At 51.1% G+C, this 16,311-nt stretch carries 14 protein-coding genes and 3 pseudogenes; 2 read left to right on the top strand and 15 right to left on the bottom strand.

Annotated features, from left to right (window positions below):
• Positions 1 to 238: 238 nt before the first annotated feature.
• The 5 genes and pseudogenes from LRP59_RS05030 to LRP59_RS05010 form a co-directional block, all read right to left on the bottom strand.
• Positions 239 to 1,546 (bottom strand): acetyl-CoA carboxylase biotin carboxylase subunit family protein, encoded by a 1,308-nt coding sequence (locus tag LRP59_RS05030; RefSeq protein WP_002513418.1) that lies wholly within the window; start codon positions 1,544 to 1,546, stop codon positions 239 to 241.
• Positions 1,533 to 2,246, bottom strand: a complete 714-nt coding sequence (locus tag LRP59_RS05025; protein WP_002533165.1) for a thioesterase II family protein — start codon at positions 2,244 to 2,246, stop codon at positions 1,533 to 1,535. The genes LRP59_RS05030 and LRP59_RS05025 overlap by 14 nt, the downstream gene beginning before the upstream one ends.
• Positions 2,243 to 3,694 (bottom strand): non-ribosomal peptide synthetase, encoded by a 1,452-nt coding sequence (locus tag LRP59_RS05020; protein ID WP_032499599.1) that lies wholly within the window; start codon positions 3,692 to 3,694, stop codon positions 2,243 to 2,245. The genes LRP59_RS05025 and LRP59_RS05020 overlap by 4 nt, the downstream gene beginning before the upstream one ends.
• 310 nt (positions 3,695 to 4,004) lie before the next feature.
• Entirely contained in the window at positions 4,005 to 5,333 is a 1,329-nt protein-coding gene (locus tag LRP59_RS05015; RefSeq protein ID WP_236887501.1) for a condensation domain-containing protein, read from the bottom strand.
• Between the two features lie 156 nt (positions 5,334 to 5,489).
• Positions 5,490 to 5,771, bottom strand: a pseudogene (locus LRP59_RS05010) (phosphopantetheine-binding protein); the annotation flags it as partial.
• 99 nt (positions 5,772 to 5,870) lie between these two features.
• Here LRP59_RS05010 and LRP59_RS05005 point away from each other — a divergent pair.
• Positions 5,871 to 6,176 (top strand): hypothetical protein, encoded by a 306-nt coding sequence (locus LRP59_RS05005; protein WP_002524909.1) that lies wholly within the window; start codon positions 5,871 to 5,873, stop codon positions 6,174 to 6,176.
• Positions 6,177 to 6,227: 51 nt separating this feature from the next.
• On the opposite strand, the pseudogene LRP59_RS05000 reads toward LRP59_RS05005, so the two are convergent.
• The 3 genes and pseudogenes from LRP59_RS05000 to sbnA all read right to left on the bottom strand — a co-directional run.
• Positions 6,228 to 7,301 (bottom strand): annotated as a pseudogene (locus LRP59_RS05000) (AMP-binding protein); the annotation flags it as partial.
• 7 nt (positions 7,302 to 7,308) lie between these two features.
• Positions 7,309 to 8,298 carry a 2,3-diaminopropionate biosynthesis protein SbnB gene (gene sbnB / locus LRP59_RS04995; RefSeq protein WP_002513415.1) on the bottom strand — a complete coding sequence of 330 codons (990 nt, stop codon included), beginning with the start codon at positions 8,296 to 8,298 and terminating at the stop codon, positions 7,309 to 7,311.
• The gene (gene sbnA, locus LRP59_RS04990) at positions 8,299 to 9,300 is read right to left on the bottom strand and encodes a 2,3-diaminopropionate biosynthesis protein SbnA (protein WP_002513414.1); all 1,002 of its coding nucleotides are present in this window, start codon (positions 9,298 to 9,300) and stop codon (positions 8,299 to 8,301) included. It lies immediately after the preceding gene.
• A gap of 190 nt (positions 9,301 to 9,490) precedes the next feature.
• Here sbnA and LRP59_RS04985 point away from each other — a divergent pair, with 190 nt between their 5' ends.
• Complete coding sequence (locus LRP59_RS04985) at positions 9,491 to 10,315, top strand: 4'-phosphopantetheinyl transferase superfamily protein (RefSeq protein WP_002513413.1); 825 nt, start codon at positions 9,491 to 9,493, stop codon at positions 10,313 to 10,315.
• Positions 10,316 to 10,414: 99 nt separating this feature from the next.
• Here the strand turns inward: LRP59_RS04985 and LRP59_RS04980 are convergent.
• The 7 genes and pseudogenes from LRP59_RS04980 to LRP59_RS04950 form a co-directional block, all read right to left on the bottom strand.
• Positions 10,415 to 10,614: pseudogene (locus tag LRP59_RS04980) on the bottom strand (hypothetical protein).
• Complete coding sequence (locus LRP59_RS04975) at positions 10,581 to 10,790, bottom strand: hypothetical protein (protein ID WP_032499665.1); 210 nt, start codon at positions 10,788 to 10,790, stop codon at positions 10,581 to 10,583. The pseudogene LRP59_RS04980 and the gene LRP59_RS04975 overlap by 34 nt, the downstream one beginning before the upstream one ends.
• A 1,240-nt stretch (positions 10,791 to 12,030) precedes the next feature.
• Positions 12,031 to 12,828: a helix-turn-helix domain-containing protein gene (locus LRP59_RS04970; protein WP_002513411.1), complete on the bottom strand. Its 798-nt coding sequence runs from the start codon at positions 12,826 to 12,828 to the stop codon at positions 12,031 to 12,033.
• Positions 12,821 to 14,527: a hypothetical protein gene (locus LRP59_RS04965; protein ID WP_002513410.1), complete on the bottom strand. Its 1,707-nt coding sequence runs from the start codon at positions 14,525 to 14,527 to the stop codon at positions 12,821 to 12,823. Before LRP59_RS04965 ends, LRP59_RS04970 begins: the two co-directional genes overlap by 8 nt.
• Complete coding sequence (locus tag LRP59_RS04960) at positions 14,524 to 15,045, bottom strand: hypothetical protein (RefSeq protein WP_002513409.1); 522 nt, start codon at positions 15,043 to 15,045, stop codon at positions 14,524 to 14,526. The genes LRP59_RS04965 and LRP59_RS04960 overlap by 4 nt, the downstream gene beginning before the upstream one ends.
• A 69-nt stretch (positions 15,046 to 15,114) precedes the next feature.
• Positions 15,115 to 15,675 (bottom strand): N-acetyltransferase, encoded by a 561-nt coding sequence (locus tag LRP59_RS04955; protein ID WP_002517970.1) that lies wholly within the window; start codon positions 15,673 to 15,675, stop codon positions 15,115 to 15,117.
• Complete coding sequence (locus tag LRP59_RS04950) at positions 15,672 to 16,286, bottom strand: hypothetical protein (RefSeq protein ID WP_002519659.1); 615 nt, start codon at positions 16,284 to 16,286, stop codon at positions 15,672 to 15,674. The genes LRP59_RS04955 and LRP59_RS04950 overlap by 4 nt, the downstream gene beginning before the upstream one ends.
• Positions 16,287 to 16,311 lie beyond the last annotated feature (25 nt).

Raw genomic sequence — 16,311 nt, 5'->3', positions numbered from 1 at the left:
TTAGCAGCGACCCAATCACGCATCTCAACATGTTTGTGCGTAGAGAAAATATTCATAATTAGGTGCAATCCTTCCTAGAGTAGACAGAAAACCCTTGATGGCGATATTGGACGTTGACAACTCCAGCCACGCGACTGACGACGATGTTTAAAGCTGCGAACAAGGTTATCGTAGCGTGCCGCATAATATAGTCATGGTGTGTGTTTCACTTCTCGCCGTAAAATCTACTGCCACGCAACTAATCTCTGCTTACAGGAGCGACACGCACTACGCAAGCATTAGCAGCGCGATCCAATAACTGAGTCACTGTATGCTCGTCATTGCCACGGGCAACAATAGCAGCTACCCTTGCATGCGAACCATTTACTGCATGTGCTACTTCTCCTGGGAAGCATTCCCAATACAAATCGATTTCTTCAGGGACACTGTCATAGAGCGAAACCTCTGATACCACTCCAGGCGAGGCTTCGATAAACTTTGAAGCAGCACACTGGGTTATCTCAGGCAAAGGATGGAGAGGAAGTCCACACAAAGAATCAATCAGATTTCCATAGTAGTCGATCCCTGGTCGCACAGCTGACACAAGATCCGGCGCAATAAAATCTCCGCCTTGACGCACGTGAAATTCTCCCCATACAATTTTTTTCTCAGGTGTGACCCAAAATTCAACATGCAGATTTCCACACTCAATTCCAAGCGCATTTACACAGCTTTGAAGCTGTTCTTCAAGCTCACGTTTGCTGGATATACTGTTCAGATCAGCTGGCTGAATATGACCAATTTCAACGAAATCTTCGTTGGTTGTTTTTGCTGTGGTTGTGTAGATGCATACCCGTCCATCTATAGCAATACCCTCAACTGAGTACTCAATACCCGTGATAAACTCCTCTAAGCAGTAACCCCCCTCGAGAACGACAGCATCAAGTCCAGAAGTATCTTCAACATTTAAGATGTGTCTAACGCCAACACTGCCCATCCCTATGGATGGCTTAACAATCCAGCCTCTTGGGCTATCGGTTGGTTTTTCAACGACAGCGCCTGATGCATCACTAAATTGTAGGCACCCGTCAGAAGTCACTCCAACAATACGCAAGCTTTGTGGCTGATAGATACCAGCTTTTCGAAGCGCATCGCGGCACGCCGGTTTATCTTGGATACGTTCAATACAATCAGCAGTATTTCTAGCAACACCAATAGCTTCAGCTAAAAGACTATTCTGCAACTGATAATTTTCGCGCAGTGCCGTTGAAAGAGCTACCCTTCCAGGGCATCGGGTTTCAATTTCTGTCACTATTTTAGCGATCTCATCAGCATCTAAGCTTCTCCTGTAGAGTCCGGATATTCTAATTAAACAATCGACAGAAATCGGCGGAATTTTGTTCTTTAGTTCTTCCTCGAAATCTACGCCACATATCATTATGTGGCGCTTCTGGCACGCTTCATAGAAGCTTTTAAACCAATGCGTTGAGGCATGAGATCCAGATGTGGTGACACCTACCAAAACCGCCCATTTTCTTTCAGCCACTACGCTGTCACGAGAAAACATTTAACCATTCCCTTCTTCCAAAACCTTCATGTGCATAATGCCCTCCGGTCACTTCGATCAATCTGTACGTCTCACTCGTAGCTTCACGCCATTGGACGGCCTCTTCGGAAGAAACAATCTTATCATCAATAGCGGAAACACAGGTTATAGGGACATGAATCTGCTTAAGTTGGTTACCACAACACGATTCCGCCAGTAAGAGATCATCGAGCGTAGGGCGAACAAACAGATCATCGGATTCATCGGAGTCCAGAATACTTTTAGGAGTCAATCCGTAGCTACGCATACGCTGCCGTGCACGTTCCAAGTTCCATCCCTCTCGCTCCCCCCTGTAACTCTTAGGACTTTGCCCACATAAGGCAACCAAACGAGTCGCGAAGATTCCGTCATTTTCTAAAATATTAGCAGCTACAAACGACAACATCGCGCCAAAGCTAACCCCGGCGAGTATCAACGGCCCAGTTGGAATATCGAAGGATGATCGAAACTTGCTGACGAACTCTCCCATGGTTCTGATGCCGGGTTCAAGTAATCGTTGACCCCTGCCAGGCGGGCAGTAACCCCAAACTGTAGTATCCCCCTCTAAGACAGACATCGATTGAAAGGCAGGAGCTCCGGCACCCGTAGGAGGGAATATCAGGACTGTGGAGCAACAAGAGGTAGTTGCTGAACTAATACGCTGCCAAAATTCCGGATTCACTGCTCACGCTCCTCAACAGGCATCAGCAAGCTGACCAAGCAGGAAATCGTTGGATTGGAATAGAAGTTCCGCAAGGGGACACGAACACCAAACTGTTTACCGATGGCGGTCAAAAGCTGAACAGCGCGCAACGAATTTCCACCTGCGGAGAAAAAATCACGATCTTCACCGTGGCTCTTCTTTCCAAGAACCATATCCCAGATATTTTGCACTTGATCGTGAACACTGTTACGCTGCATTTGTCCTTGGGATATTCTGTCGTGATCGTAGAGTTCGCTCTGTGCTACCAATTTCAGGCACTCGCTCCGATCGATTTTTCCCGTTCTTGATCTAGGAACATTCTGCGTAGTTACGATCTTGAGAGGAATCATATAGGAAGGTAGAAATTCGGCAAGACGAGAAGTCGTGACCTGAGATTCCCATTCGCGTGGAATCACGAGCGCCAAAAATCCACCACTGCCTTGGTGATAAACTGCACCACATTGTTTCGTGGAGTTAGCAACTCGAGCTGCAGCTCTTTCAACCTCTTCCAAGTGGATCTTGTGTCCAGCGATATTTACCGCATTATCGAGCCTGCCAACCAGTGAAAGGACACCATCCTTGATGATTCCCAGATCACCAGTCCGTATTTCACGTTGTCCACTTCCAAGTGTAAAGAACGCATCGTCCCCTGGACTGAGTTGACCATTAACGATATATCCATCGGCCACTGGGGCACCCTGTACGCATATCTGTCCCTCTTCCCCAGATAACTTTTCGTTACCTTTCATGTCCCGAATTACAATTTTCGTAGCACAGATCGGCTCGCCAAGGGGGATAGGGTCCGGAATGCTACCTGACCGAGAAACCTCGAAACTTGTTGTGTTAGCCGACGTCTCAGTAGCTCCGTAAAGATTCACTACTCGCGCACGGGGCGCGATCTCGAAGAATTGACGGACAACGCTTGCCATCAGCTGGTCTGCACTGCTGCACGCTAGACGGAGCTGAGGAAGAGTGCTCCCTTGCTCTGTGGCAATGTCACACAAGCTGGCTAGTGCTGGAGGTGTCGTAAAAAGGTGGGTAGCACCACTAGACGCAAGTCGATCGAACATCACGTCAGGTCTGCTACGCTCGATATTAGTAATCAAAACACCAGTAACACCTGCCAGCAGAGTCCCCAACACTTCCCAAAATGAAGCAACAAATGAGAGTGGCTTCTGGACGACCACAAGATCGCTTGACTCGTAAGGGTAGGCGTTCCACATCCACGTGATACGGTTCCGCACCGCATCCATTCCTACTTGGACGGCTTTCGGAACTCCTTCTGATCCAGATGTGAAATATAAGAATTTTGATTTATCGCTCCAGGTCAAGGACCTGACATCACTTATCCAGTTTCCTGCAAAAATTGCTTCTTCCGCTGTTGAGTCGTCGATCAGAACCGTTTTAGGCCCAAGATTAATAATCATGTCCCGCTCTCGTGAAGCCGGAATATTCAACGGAATCCAAGCAATCTTGACAGGCAACGTCACAGCTGCTATTACAAGGGCAACAGATTTGGCGGATAAATCGAGTCGAGCAGCAAAAGTAACGCCCTCACTTTGTTCTCGGTTGAACCACCTTCTCCACGCAAGGATATTTTTAACTAGCTGTTCCCATGAGCATTGCTCGCCGGCGGGACCGGTCAGACAGACATCACCTGGTTTCTGAATGACTATATTACGAAACCCCTCCAGCAAATTATGTGACGGTTGCATCTTTATCTCCCTTCATACTACATCAATAGCTTTTGAGCATTGTTATCTGAGATGTATCACAATCATTAAGGGCAGTTTTTATGGCATTAGCGACAGTCGTCTTCCCCGAGAGCCAATCAGAGGTAAGGAACCACGCTGTAAGAGCCAGTACTTTATTAGCGCGTTCTGGTGTCACATACGCCACTTTATAAGCAAGTTGCAAGGTATAATCTTCGCCGTGTCGCTGGATATAAAGAGACGCATCATATTTCGTAAACCCAGTATTCAATTCAGTTAAGTGAAGGCTTCGATCACCATCCCAAAACTCCAGAGACGGGTAAGTAAGCATATTCACCATCGTGCTAAACAATGGATCCTCGTTCGTGTGATCAGCGAACTCAGAAACAACCTTGCTAAATACGCTGTCACCGAATGAGACAGCTTCAGTCACATTAGATATCATCGAACGTACTGTGTCACTAATTTTCTTTTCGACATCTATACGAGTTCGTATTGCAATCATGTTAAGCATCAGAGTTGGGACGCCAATTTCATACTCATCGTTTCGCCCTGCTACTGGTGCACCGACAACAAAATCATGTTGGTCAGAGACCGCTGCCAACGCTAACGAATAAGCAGCCACAAATACTGCAAATGGGCTTGTACTCAATGCATGCGCAGTGGAACGGATCTCAGCAGTCGCTTCGTCATCTAGAGAGACCTCTATAACAGAAGCAGCGTAGGGATCACACGAACTATTTAATGTATCGCGCAATGGGAAACATGATTTCACTCCATCGAGTGATTTTGACCAAAATTCTCGTGCTTCAGCGGATATCTCTTCAGGTTTCGACAGATGTTGGAAATATTCCAGAGCTGAAGTCATAGCTGTCTTGACTTCGATCTCCTGATCGTCCATGTTACGACACTCAAAAAGAGAAATTAACTGTTCCATGAACTTCATTGCTCCCCAGCCATCGATAAGGATCTCGTTCATGGTCAAAACGAACCAGGTAGAATATCCATTTATACGGATCTCGTCCACGGCGATAGCGGGACCTTCCTCCAGGTTAAAAGGGACTGCTGCTTTCATCCAACAGATCTTACGAGCCTCTTGCGCAGAGGCCACTTCGTGTATTGAGATTTCATCCATATCGATAGCAGAGATAGGAAACGTCTGTGTAAATCTCCCAGTTAAATCCACTCCAAACTTCGCCATTAGCTGTGGATTCGCCCGTAATGCCTGGCCAAGAGCACGACGGATTCTATCGGTGTTCGACCCGGCGCATTCTAACAATATCTGATAATTATAGTAAGGGCTTTCAGGCTCCAGTAGCCATTGAAAATAAATTCCTTGCTGAGCCGGATTCATGTCACAAGTCAAAGGAATTTTGACGTCATCAAAGCGGGAAGGAGATCTTTTTGCAGAGGTCGATTTCTTCGGAGATATCTGTTGTGCTTGATATTCTTTTGCTAGAGAGCCTAACGTATATAAAGAAAGCAAATCTCGTACTCTTACGTAAGATCCTCGTGAGCGGACAATATTGGCTAGCTGAATTGCTCGAAGAGAATCGCCTCCGGATTCGATAAATGTTAGTTCTGGATTCACAGGAGTGCCAAGCACGTCCTGAACGAGAAGAATGAAAGAGTCCTGATTCTGTTCAACTCTACCGGGAATGGATCCCTCTCTTGACTCTTGAATTTCATTCAGTAACAGTTCCCCAGCACGGCGCTCTAATAACTTAATATCTACCTTGCCATTTGAAGTAGTGGGAATATCAGTAACCTCTATCCAACGGGATGGACACATCACTCTCGGGAGACTGCTTTTCGCGCGATTATTAAGCATTTTGGGAGTAACTAAACAATCGGCGCGAGGAAGATAGAATGCAGCCAAGCTAGCGTCTCCTTGGCGAAGAAACTGGTGCGTCGTTTCTCGGAGCACCATTGCGCGACGTTCACGGACACGAGGGTGGAATTTAACTACTACAACGTCTTCAAGCTCTGGGATTTCTTGAAGGATACGGTTCTCGATTTCACCGGGCTCAATCCGTACTCCACTAATTTTTATCTGTCGATCAGCGCGGCCATCGTAAACCAGTTGACTATCCGCTCGCTGGTGAACGAGATCTCCGGTGCGGTATATTCGGAATGGGTATCCGTCAATCCTGGCAAATGCTTGAGCGGTTTTATCTGGGCTTCCGATATAACCTAAACCCACACAAAGACCAGCAACAAAAAGCTCACCTTGCGCTCCAGGAGGAACTGGACGCCAAGTACCTTCTGCATACTCTAGGACGTATAAAGACGCATTAGGTATTGGAATTCCGATGGGAACTTCACCTGAGTTAAGCGATTCGCCATCCACGATCGCATGCGTTACATCGTCAGAACATTCCGTAGGACCATACGCATTAATTAACGGGACAGACGGGAATTTTTCTGTCCAGTCTTTAGCCAACCGAAGGGGTAATTCTTCGCCAGTCACCAGAACATACTCAAGCCCAGAGAAAGACACGCTTGGCCCGATTTCGTGAATAAGTTCACGAAATACTGTCGGAACTAGTTCAATGTGTGTTATATGTTTCTCTTTCAGTAAAGAAAAAAGCTCATGCGGATCCTGTGAAATACCGTTGGGGACGATACGTACTGCACCGCCTACCAGTAAGGCTGAGCAAAATTGCCAAATGGATACATCAAAGGTGGTGGGTGCCGTCTGGGCCACAACTGAGTCAGCACCAAGATGAAGGAGATGGGCTTTGCTATGCAAGTGATTCATCATGCCCATATGCGCGATTAGCGCACCTTTCGGTTCACCTGTGCTACCCGAGGTGAAAAAGCAGTAGCTTGGAGTGTTGAAAGGATCATCCACACGCTCCAGAAATGTGACTCCTAATGGTGCCTTTGCTTCCGTTACGTGCGAGGTATTTTCAGTGAAAATGGCGGCCGCGTTCGTGATCGTCTTAATATGTTTACGACGAGCCTCTGGCCACTGAGGATCAATGGGTGTATAGATGGCACCTACGGCACTACAAGCTAGGATATCGACAAGACATTCGATACCGCGCGAGTGCTCTGAAATGACTACCCTCCCAAAGGCATGTTTCTTTTCCAAGAGATAGGCTCGATTGTTAACTCGATTCAATAACATTTCGTAGGTGATTTCTTCACCATGAATATCTATTACGGCAACGTGATGTGAAGTGATCTGGGCCCATTCAACTAAATATGAGTAGAGTGTGCGTTCTAAAGGCCAGTCGACGTTTTCCCCGACCAGTGCACTCCCGGTAGCGAGCAAGCTCAACCCATTTTTTTCCAAACTTTTGGTAAGGTTTATCACTCTATATTCACCGTTTCATGTCTCCGTGAAAGTCTGGAACACGTAATCCATCGCCGGATATTTGAACGTGCTCGTACAAGCTTTGAGCAACAGCAAGGTCCAAAATTCCTAAACCAAAAGGAGAGAATACGGTTGGATGATCAGGGTCAAGCTGCTTCTCAGAGCATATGAATTCCGCCAGTGTGCCTGTGATGAAATTTCGATTTCCGTTCAATTGTTCGAGGAGGTGGGGTGTAGTGTTTGCCTTCAGGCAATGTTCAACATCATCAAACACGTTATTAGCCGTTCGAATGGTCTCAGGGTGTAAATCACGAAGCGAGATATTGAGAACGAGCTGGTTCGGTTGGAAACGTACACTCATCGGCACATAAGGAGTTCCGGCGCTGGTGGCTAATAGCACGAGATCACAGCCAAGAGCTTCTTCTAAACTGACTACCGAACACTCGGGGCCGTGGCGAGTGACTATACGTGCGACTAATTCACTATTTAAATCGTGAATTTTCACTGGAACCGCTGTCGTGTATAGCGACTTAATAAAATGTAAAGTTGTCTGTGCGATAGGGCCACTGCCTACTACACCGATACTCGTAGGAGCACCGTGAAGAACTCGAACTGCAAGCGCAGCCGAGGCAGCTGTACGAGCCGCACTAATGCGGCTGGCCTCGATGAACGCATAAGCATAGCCGTTATCTGTGTTATTTAGCACGATGACTGCTGAAGCTCTTTGTAGCCCATGATCAACATTCTCAGGAAAGCTAGAAATCCATTTAATTCCCGACACACAGGTTTGATCATTGATATAAGATGGCAACGCTATGATACGATCTCGTGGAGCATCTGGAAACCGAAGAAAATAACTATCGGGACATACTGTATTTCCAGCGTGATGTGCTCGATAAACACGTTCAACAAGATCGATGAGAAACGACTCTCTGCCTTTTAAAAATGTTTCGACAAGCTTGGCGTCTATAATTAGCATTTCACCATATTTCGTCATTTAAATACCTTCCGTTTCTTTTACTTCGTGCGCAACAGGACGAATTGCATAATTGAATGCTGATTCCCCAAAGTTTTCCATAACCCAATCGTCGTTATATACTCCATCCAGATACCTTTCACCAAGATCCGGCGCAATAATGACAACGCGGCTTCCCTCGGGAATTTTATCTCGAAGAGCATCAAAAGCTGCTAGCACAGTGCCAGTCGATCCACCCGGTAAAAATCCTTCTACCTGCGCAATGCGTCGGCACTGTCTCACGGTATCGATTTCATCAATATAATACCGTTTTAGAGGAAATTTTTCGTCAAAGATTGGTGGCTTTACACTAGCGCCTAGACCAGGGATATATCGCCGCGAAGGAGCTCCTCCGAAAGTCACTGAACCAGTGCTATCAATAGCACAAACTTTTGTGCATGAACCACGCTTCATGACAGCCCTAGATACACCCATAAGCGTGCCAGTGGTACCAGCACCTACAAATAGGTAATCAGGATCTCCTAACTCTTCGACGATCGCTCTATATGTCTTCTTGGAATGAACCTCAGGATTGGCTACATTTTCGTACTGGTTTGTCCATAAAGGCCCTCCTGGCATCTCTACTAATTCGCGAACTCTAGCAAGTCGCGTCCCAAGAAATCCGCCCGCTGCATCCAATGATTGAACAACTTCCACTTCCGCGCCCAGTGCACGCATATGCGAAATCGACCTTGAATTTGCATTCACATCTGTAACAATTGTTAATTTGTATCCTCGGCGCGCACATACACCGGAAAGTGCTATGCCTAAACTCCCAGAAGAAGACTCTACGACCCAACCTCCTGGCTGAAGACCATGAAGCTTTTCTAAGCTATCGACGAGTGCAATAGCCGTCTTGAGTTTTACGGAACCAGCAGTGTTTAAACCTTCTAATTTTGCGTAAACATCATGTTTAGGAAATGAATTTTTCAAGCGGACAAATTGAGAGTTTTCATCTAGTTCTTCAATAGATCCTGCAATCATTTATGTGCTCCTACTGCGCATGACATGCCATCGGAAGTTTTCATAACATACAAGCAAATTATAATGAGGAGTCTTGTACAGGCTATGGGCGTTATTAGAAGAGGTTTAGGCAAGAAGTTACGGATCTTGATCATGTTGATCCTGCCTACGAATGGCGTTGATAGAATGACAGAGACAACAACACATATGCGTGACCTCCCTAGTGATACACGCTGAAGTAACTTGTCACCTACTTCATGAGCTAGTCTATCTCCTTATAGGACCACATAAAAGAGAGGACCAAAAATTGATCTACATCTCTCGTGTGTCACTCGATACATTCCCCAAGAGTGCCTTGCCACAGCTGATGGAAAGAGCTAGTCCTGAACGACGAGATAGAGCACGAAGATACGTGCGAATCGATGACTGCTTGCGCTGCCTCATAGCTGACGAACTCCGGGCCTATTCATTGAAGCTTGATTACAAGGTGCCAGTACAGTCAGAGGTATCGAAGAACGCTTTCGGGAAGCCGCTACTAGCAAACCGCGATGGTCCTAAGTTCAACTTGTCGCACGATGGGAAGTGGATTGTCTGTGCCACAAGCCCACATCCTGTAGGCGTAGACGTCGAGGCAGTCGCTGAGCCAGGTTTAGCGGTGGTCTCGAACGATTTTTCAGTGGAAGAAGTGGAGGCCTTGCGGACAACCGCTACGGCTCCCCTCTCCATCGCTCGAGCGATGATCTGGACACGGAAGGAGGCATACCTCAAATATCTGGGGCTGGGTCTCACTGTTCAGTTAGATTCTTTTTCAGTAATAGATCAAACCTTGCTGTCGCCAGCTGAAGGGATGACAGACGGTATTCAGTTTTATAGTTGGTGCGATGCCGATAACTCGCATGTGATCTCTGTCTGTGGCCACGGCGAGGAAGTCGTCATCTCTTGCGTCAGCGGGCTAGAATTATTAGATGGACTGCCACCATCTCACTGTTCAGAAGAACCTCAAGAGCAACTTCGTTGGTTGCCCAATCTTAGTTAAGATCATTTTGTAATTATCAAAATTCCAAGTCGCCTCGAGAAAAGCATTAACAGAGATCATATCTCACCAGGAGAGATGCGGCTTAAATAACCTTCTCTTTCAATCCTTCATGACAGCTAGGCTCTTCACCTCGTCACGATCAAGTACTGGATCACTCATGATAGATTTTCGCGCTCAGCAATGCATCGTGGGCACTTTTTGAAAAAAACTGATCCGAAACGAGTTATACCTGCTGGTAGTGGCCCGTAATTAGTAGCTATCTTGGCTATAGCTCCCCATGAAGGAAGAACCCATTCCACAGACTGTCCTTGAGCAGGTACATCCGCTGAACGTCGATAATCAAATCCACCCAAGAGCTCCGCAAGATCCCAATAAGCATAAAATAGATCCGAGGCCAAATCGCTCTTCGAATGGACTTCTTTTCGCAAGTCACCATCGTGTAAAATAGCGATAGTGGATCCCCGATCCTCCCCATGCACCAATGGTGGCATGAAAAAAAATTTCCGAGTATTATAGACATGTACCCAACCAGATACGGATTGCTCTGGAGCCATCGGGACAACATGTGCTGGTATGGAATCGAATCCTAAATAAAAAGCTGCTCGACACCTGTGGGCTCCATCGAGGATGATGTAAGGTGCCCCTTGGGCTACGTGGATGCTTTCTCGTAATGCTTCATGTTCTAGCAATTTTGTAAGACGCTTGAGACGCAAAGTCTCACATTCCTCATGCCATACGAGTTGGTTTAGCGGAAGATACGATGATAACTCACAGCTACTACTAATTTTCATCAATTTCATCAACTCTCAATGCACTATTAATGGCAACCTGGTCTTGAGATATCCGATCTATGACTCGGACCACTTTTTCATTGAGTAAGACAGTTTCTAGTATGTTTACTACGAATAAGGAAAACTTTCTTCAATTTTACCTTAGGGAAAGATATCTCATAGTTCCGCATCACGACTATTGAAATTTGCAGATCGACCGACTTCTATAACCGATAAATTATGGGCGACTACAGCGATGTCTGTCGAGGCACCAACGATGACTCTCGACAGCCCTGGACCCGCACTATCTCTTTTTGGGGGGGCGCGGGATGGAACCCATCGCATTGGCAATGCCTGACAGATCATGTTCTTCCGATCCTTGTCCATACTTAACTGATGACCGCAGAAGCACAGATGCGGTAGGCATGGGCGGTGTCCGGATCATCCCCCCTTGGGAGCCAAGAGACCGTCGTTGATCACTACGTCGAACAAGGCCTGCAGGATAGGTTTACAAAACCGATCCGCCGCTACCACCAGTTCCGACACAAGCTTACGTACCATTGTTGATGCCATATCGCTCCTTCACAGAAGCGTTCCGGGGGGCTCGCAGACGGCATTGGCACCTTGGCACCGATGTCCGTGAATCCACAACGGAACCTGAAACTGCCCCACACGGTCTGATGCTCCGACTTTCGTCAGCTTCCCCAGATCATCCGGGGCATCAATCCATTATCAGATTGACACTTAGCACTGTACCCTCACCAAGACCACACCAGCATCGAGGACGGCGGGAGAGAGGCGAACCCGCCACCACACGATGCACAAATACAAAAATACATAGGCATCATGATGCTCTTGGGCATCTCGCATACCCCCGTACGGTGCCCAAACTCAATCCCTACGCAAAGCTCGCAGGCCTAAGTCTGCCCATCAAAATCATGGCTTTCACCAAACATCGATTTCTACACCGACTAGCCGACCCCTATCGGCGACATTGCCATACTGCTGACCCGCCTGGTCCTCTAGCCACGACAACGCATCCCGGAACATCCGCACGTCTTCCAAAGCGAAACCGCAGTCGTAGCCGCCCTTATCCCCCAACCGCACCATCTGGCGCTCCCGACGGCCACCTTCATCGACTTCGATCCATAGTTTCGCGTGCATCCGCTGGCCTCGGCCTTCTGACAGGATCTCGGTGAGCAGATCGGAGGCTTGTCCTCGCGCATCCTCGTTGTCGCGAGGGAATTGGAGTGTGTGGGAAGAACGGTGGTGGGGCAGGTTTGTGACCTCGTGACGCAGCAGGTTGCGCTTGCGCATCTGCCGTTCGAGGCGCTCGGGCTGACTCGTTGACGGGGTTGTGCCGTGGCGGCGTTTCCTCGGCAGGGTTTCAATGTGTTCCTCGCCCAGCACCTCCTCGTCGGACTGTTGTGGTGCGCGGCTTCGTCTCGGGTGCAGGAGTTCGGCATCCGGTTCGGTGGGACGGTGAGATGGTTTTCCGCGCTTACCGCGTACCTTCGCGGTCCGGCCTTTGCGATCATGCCGACGCCGCGGCGGGGTAACCTCCTCGCCCCGCTCCAACTGTGTTAACGCCTCGACCAGGTTGGTGCCAGGCTTAAGCCCTTTTAGCACGAACCGCACCAGGCGGGGGTCTCGGCCGATTCGTCGGGCAATCTCGGCTTGGCTCCACCCTTCGGCTAACAGGGTGCGCACCAGGTCCTGAGCCCGATTGTCACGCTCAGTCACTGGTCGCCTCCTCGGGGAGTCCTACTTGCTCGGCCTGCTCTGATAGAGCAGCCCGCTCCGATCCGGTCTGAGGCGCTTCCAAAGGGCCCGGCAAGACACCTTTGACACGCAGCCGCCCGTCCTTGCCGTCATCGCCGCCCCCCTGGGCCACAGGGAGCGCCCAGGGGGGCACGTTGCTGGTGTAGATAGCGTCGCCGTGGATAGCCAGCAGGGTGCGAGAGTTCATGCGTAGTGCTCCTCCCTTGGTTGTGGCGTTTTTTCTGGTGGTGGGGTCGGCGATGGGTGTGTTGAGGGTGCGTACGCGGGACAGGGCCCAGATGCGGGCGGCGATTTCGGGGTGCCAGGTGTCGGGGTCGGGGCGGTGGCGGGCGGTTTGGTATTGGTAGGCGATGGTGTCACCGGTTTTGTTGCGGATGACGTCGAAGCCTTCGATGTCGGAGGGGATGTCGTCGGCGTCGTAGACGACGGTGGTGGTGACGGGGTTGGAGGCCGACATTTGGCCGATGGTCACGCGCAGCATGTTTTTCAACGCGGAGGTGAGGATTGTCGTGGCGGTGGGGTTTTTGTCTGCCCAGCGTTTCTCGGCGATGTCGATCATGTCTTGGATGGTTTTGACCCATCCTCGGATGGGATCGACTTTGGTCAGTTTGATCCCTTCGAGGAACTCGATGGGCTGGGTGATGGGCCCATCTGGTCCGGCTTCGGTGTCCCAGCCTTCGTCGATGGCTAGTTTCAGTTCGGCGGTATCGACCCATGTTTCGTGGGTGGTGCCGGGCACGTTGGGCCAAAACCATCCTGCTCGTCCTTTGGTGCGTTTGACCGGTAGTAGGCCGATGTCGTCCCACCAGGATGGCACGGTGAAGCGGATGTGGTAGCGGGCCGGGTGCCAGGGGTTGTTGGTGAACAGGTCGCGGGCTTCGGTGGCGCTGAGCAGAGTGGCGGGTGCGGCACCGATCTCTCCGGTCACTGATCCGGCATACATGAATCGGCCGTCGATGTACACGAAGTTAGGGATAGGGCCGGCAGGCACGGTGGGGCGCCAGCCCTTTTCGCGGTCCTCGGGGTTGCCGTCGTCGACGCATAGTTCGTAGCGGTGCTGAGGGGAGGTGTGTTGGATGAGTGCGCCCAGTTCGGGGTCCATCGGCTCCATGCGATAGGACTCGGGGGTCCGTAGCTTCCAGAGGTTGATTCCTTCTGCTCCGGGGCGGTCCATGAGGGCCCAGTCGCGGTCGATTCTGGTGGCGATGATGTGGGTTAATTCGCGCCATGCCCAGCGGGCCTGGATTGGGGTGAGGGTCTGGCCAGGGAACCATTCATCAGCGACCAGAATGTCGAGGTTGCGGTCGGTTTCTTTGTGGGTGAACCGGCCTCGGGCGGGCCGCCTGGACAGCATGAACAGGCCCCGCACGTGCCAGTCCTGGTTGAACTCGCGGGTGTGAGCGGGGGTGTCAGGCAGCAGCCAGGATTGAGGCTGGTCGGGGATGTTACCGCAGACGATCAGGCGTCGGGCGTTGTGGTGTAGCGCGGTTGTTAGCAGGTCTGACAGGGTCGCGTGCTTGGTGCGTCGTCCCCCCAGCACTGGCAGGATCTCGTTTCCGGCCGCGTCGACTCCCCGGGCGGTGTCGATGTCTAGCCACACTGTTTCGGGGTCGGGTGGCCGATGTGGGGCGGGACGGCGCTGCTCCTGGTCGTCTCTCATGGTTTCCTCCTTTGGGCCAGGGAGCGGCCGGCGTCGAGGGCGTTCATGCGCTCGCGTTGTTCTTCGCGTAGTTGGTAGACCCGGCCTCGTGACACTCCTGCTGCCTCGGCGATGGTGGTGGCCGGCAGGTGGCCGATGGCGGCAGCGTCGGCAAGGACGTCACGCCAGGCCAGGTCAATGGTTCCCAGCTGGGCTAGAGCTTCGTCGCGGCGGCGGGTGGCATCAGCCACTACGGAGGCCCACCCTGTGGGGTGGATGGTCTTGACGACGATTCGGTTGTGGCGGATGGGGCCCCATGCATCAGCGGGGACTTGCCAGCCGTGATTGGCGGCGGACTCGGTGATCTTGAGGCGTCGCTCAGGTGCGCGGGTGCGGGCAGTGACGTCGGTGTTCCAGGTCTGGACTGGTACCCACGTCCCCTCTCGGATGCGTTCGATGACGCACGTGGTGACCTCGTCGGTGACTGTGATGACCAGACGATAATCTTTCCCGTCTGGGGTGGTTCGGTAGCTGGGCATGTCACCCTCCCCTATCCGTCAAATGAGCTAGACACAGTGTCTATTTAATTTGACGCAAAGTCAAGTATGCTAGACGCCTTTGTGTGGATCCGCCCGCCCAGACAGGCACTCACGTCTCATGACCCGCCGCGACGTCTTAACGAAACCAAACCGCTTATAGAACCGCTCCGCAGCGGGCCCGGAGGGCTTCAGTTCGAGGGTGAGACCGTGCTCGTCGGCCCATTGGCAGACTTGTGTGAGGATCTGTGAGCCGTGGCCTTGAGTGCGGGGGACGGCGTGGACGCACATGAGCATGGGGCCGTGGCGGCGCGCTGGCGGGGCCACGTAGGCTCCGCCATGCCAGTCCGGTGTGGTCTGCCAGCTTCGCCATGTCGCGGTACGCCAGTGGTGGGCTTCGAGGGCCACCATGATCACCGCGACGACGACGAGCGTTGCGGCCCCGATCATGGCCAGCTCACCCTGACCAGGCCAGTTCCCGCAGATGATCCAGTCTCTTAACGCCCAGATGATCGCGGCTTCCACGCCTGCTGCGATCGGGATGAGCAAGGCAGAACGAAGGTGTCCTGCCATGATCTCGGTGATCTCGCTGCGATGCCATGACAAGGAGAATTCCCACGACTCTTGAATCATGCTGATGTGTGAACGGCTTCTTCGGCTTCGCCCTGCCATAGTTTCTCCAAACGACGCTCAGCCAGCTCGTCGGGACACGGCGACAGCCTGCCGCACTCGGAGCAGACCCCGAAGTGGCGCGAGAGAGTGATGACCGGCTCGTCGGGAGCATGAACCGACTCGATGCCCGGGTGCTGCTCATCGGTGAGTCCCGAAGCGTGGCTGATCTCGATCAGACGGAGGTGGACCATGCCGTCGTAGCTGTCGGCTCTCTCGACATGGAACGGGTAGGAGCCGTCCGCGGTGTGGCCTGCAACCAGGTCCCCGATCTTCAACTGGCTGGCGGTCATGGTTCGCACCGGCGGCAGCGGGGTCCGGGTCGCGTTGATCCTCATGGTCTCTCCTTGCTTCTGCGCCTTCATAGATGAAGGTGCCACAGCCGGGGTTGATGTGCGGAACCACAGCCACTTTTTCAATAAATCCATCACCACGGTCTCACCCCTTCCCAAATGTGTAAACCATGATTTACACATTTGGGGCATGATCGAACCCACAACCATCTCCACCACGCCCCGCGTGGCCATCATCTCCCCCAGCGGGCCAGCACGGTTCTGGGGCGAGCCTCCCAGCATCGCACTGCGCCGACACGGCCGGTCC

Source organism: Cutibacterium sp. 37298, assembly GCF_023838685.1.
Taxonomy (GTDB): Bacteria; Actinomycetota; Actinomycetes; order Propionibacteriales; family Propionibacteriaceae; genus Cutibacterium; species Cutibacterium acnes.
Note: the sequence above shows the minus strand (reverse complement) of the source record. Positions and strands in the feature narration are given on the sequence as shown.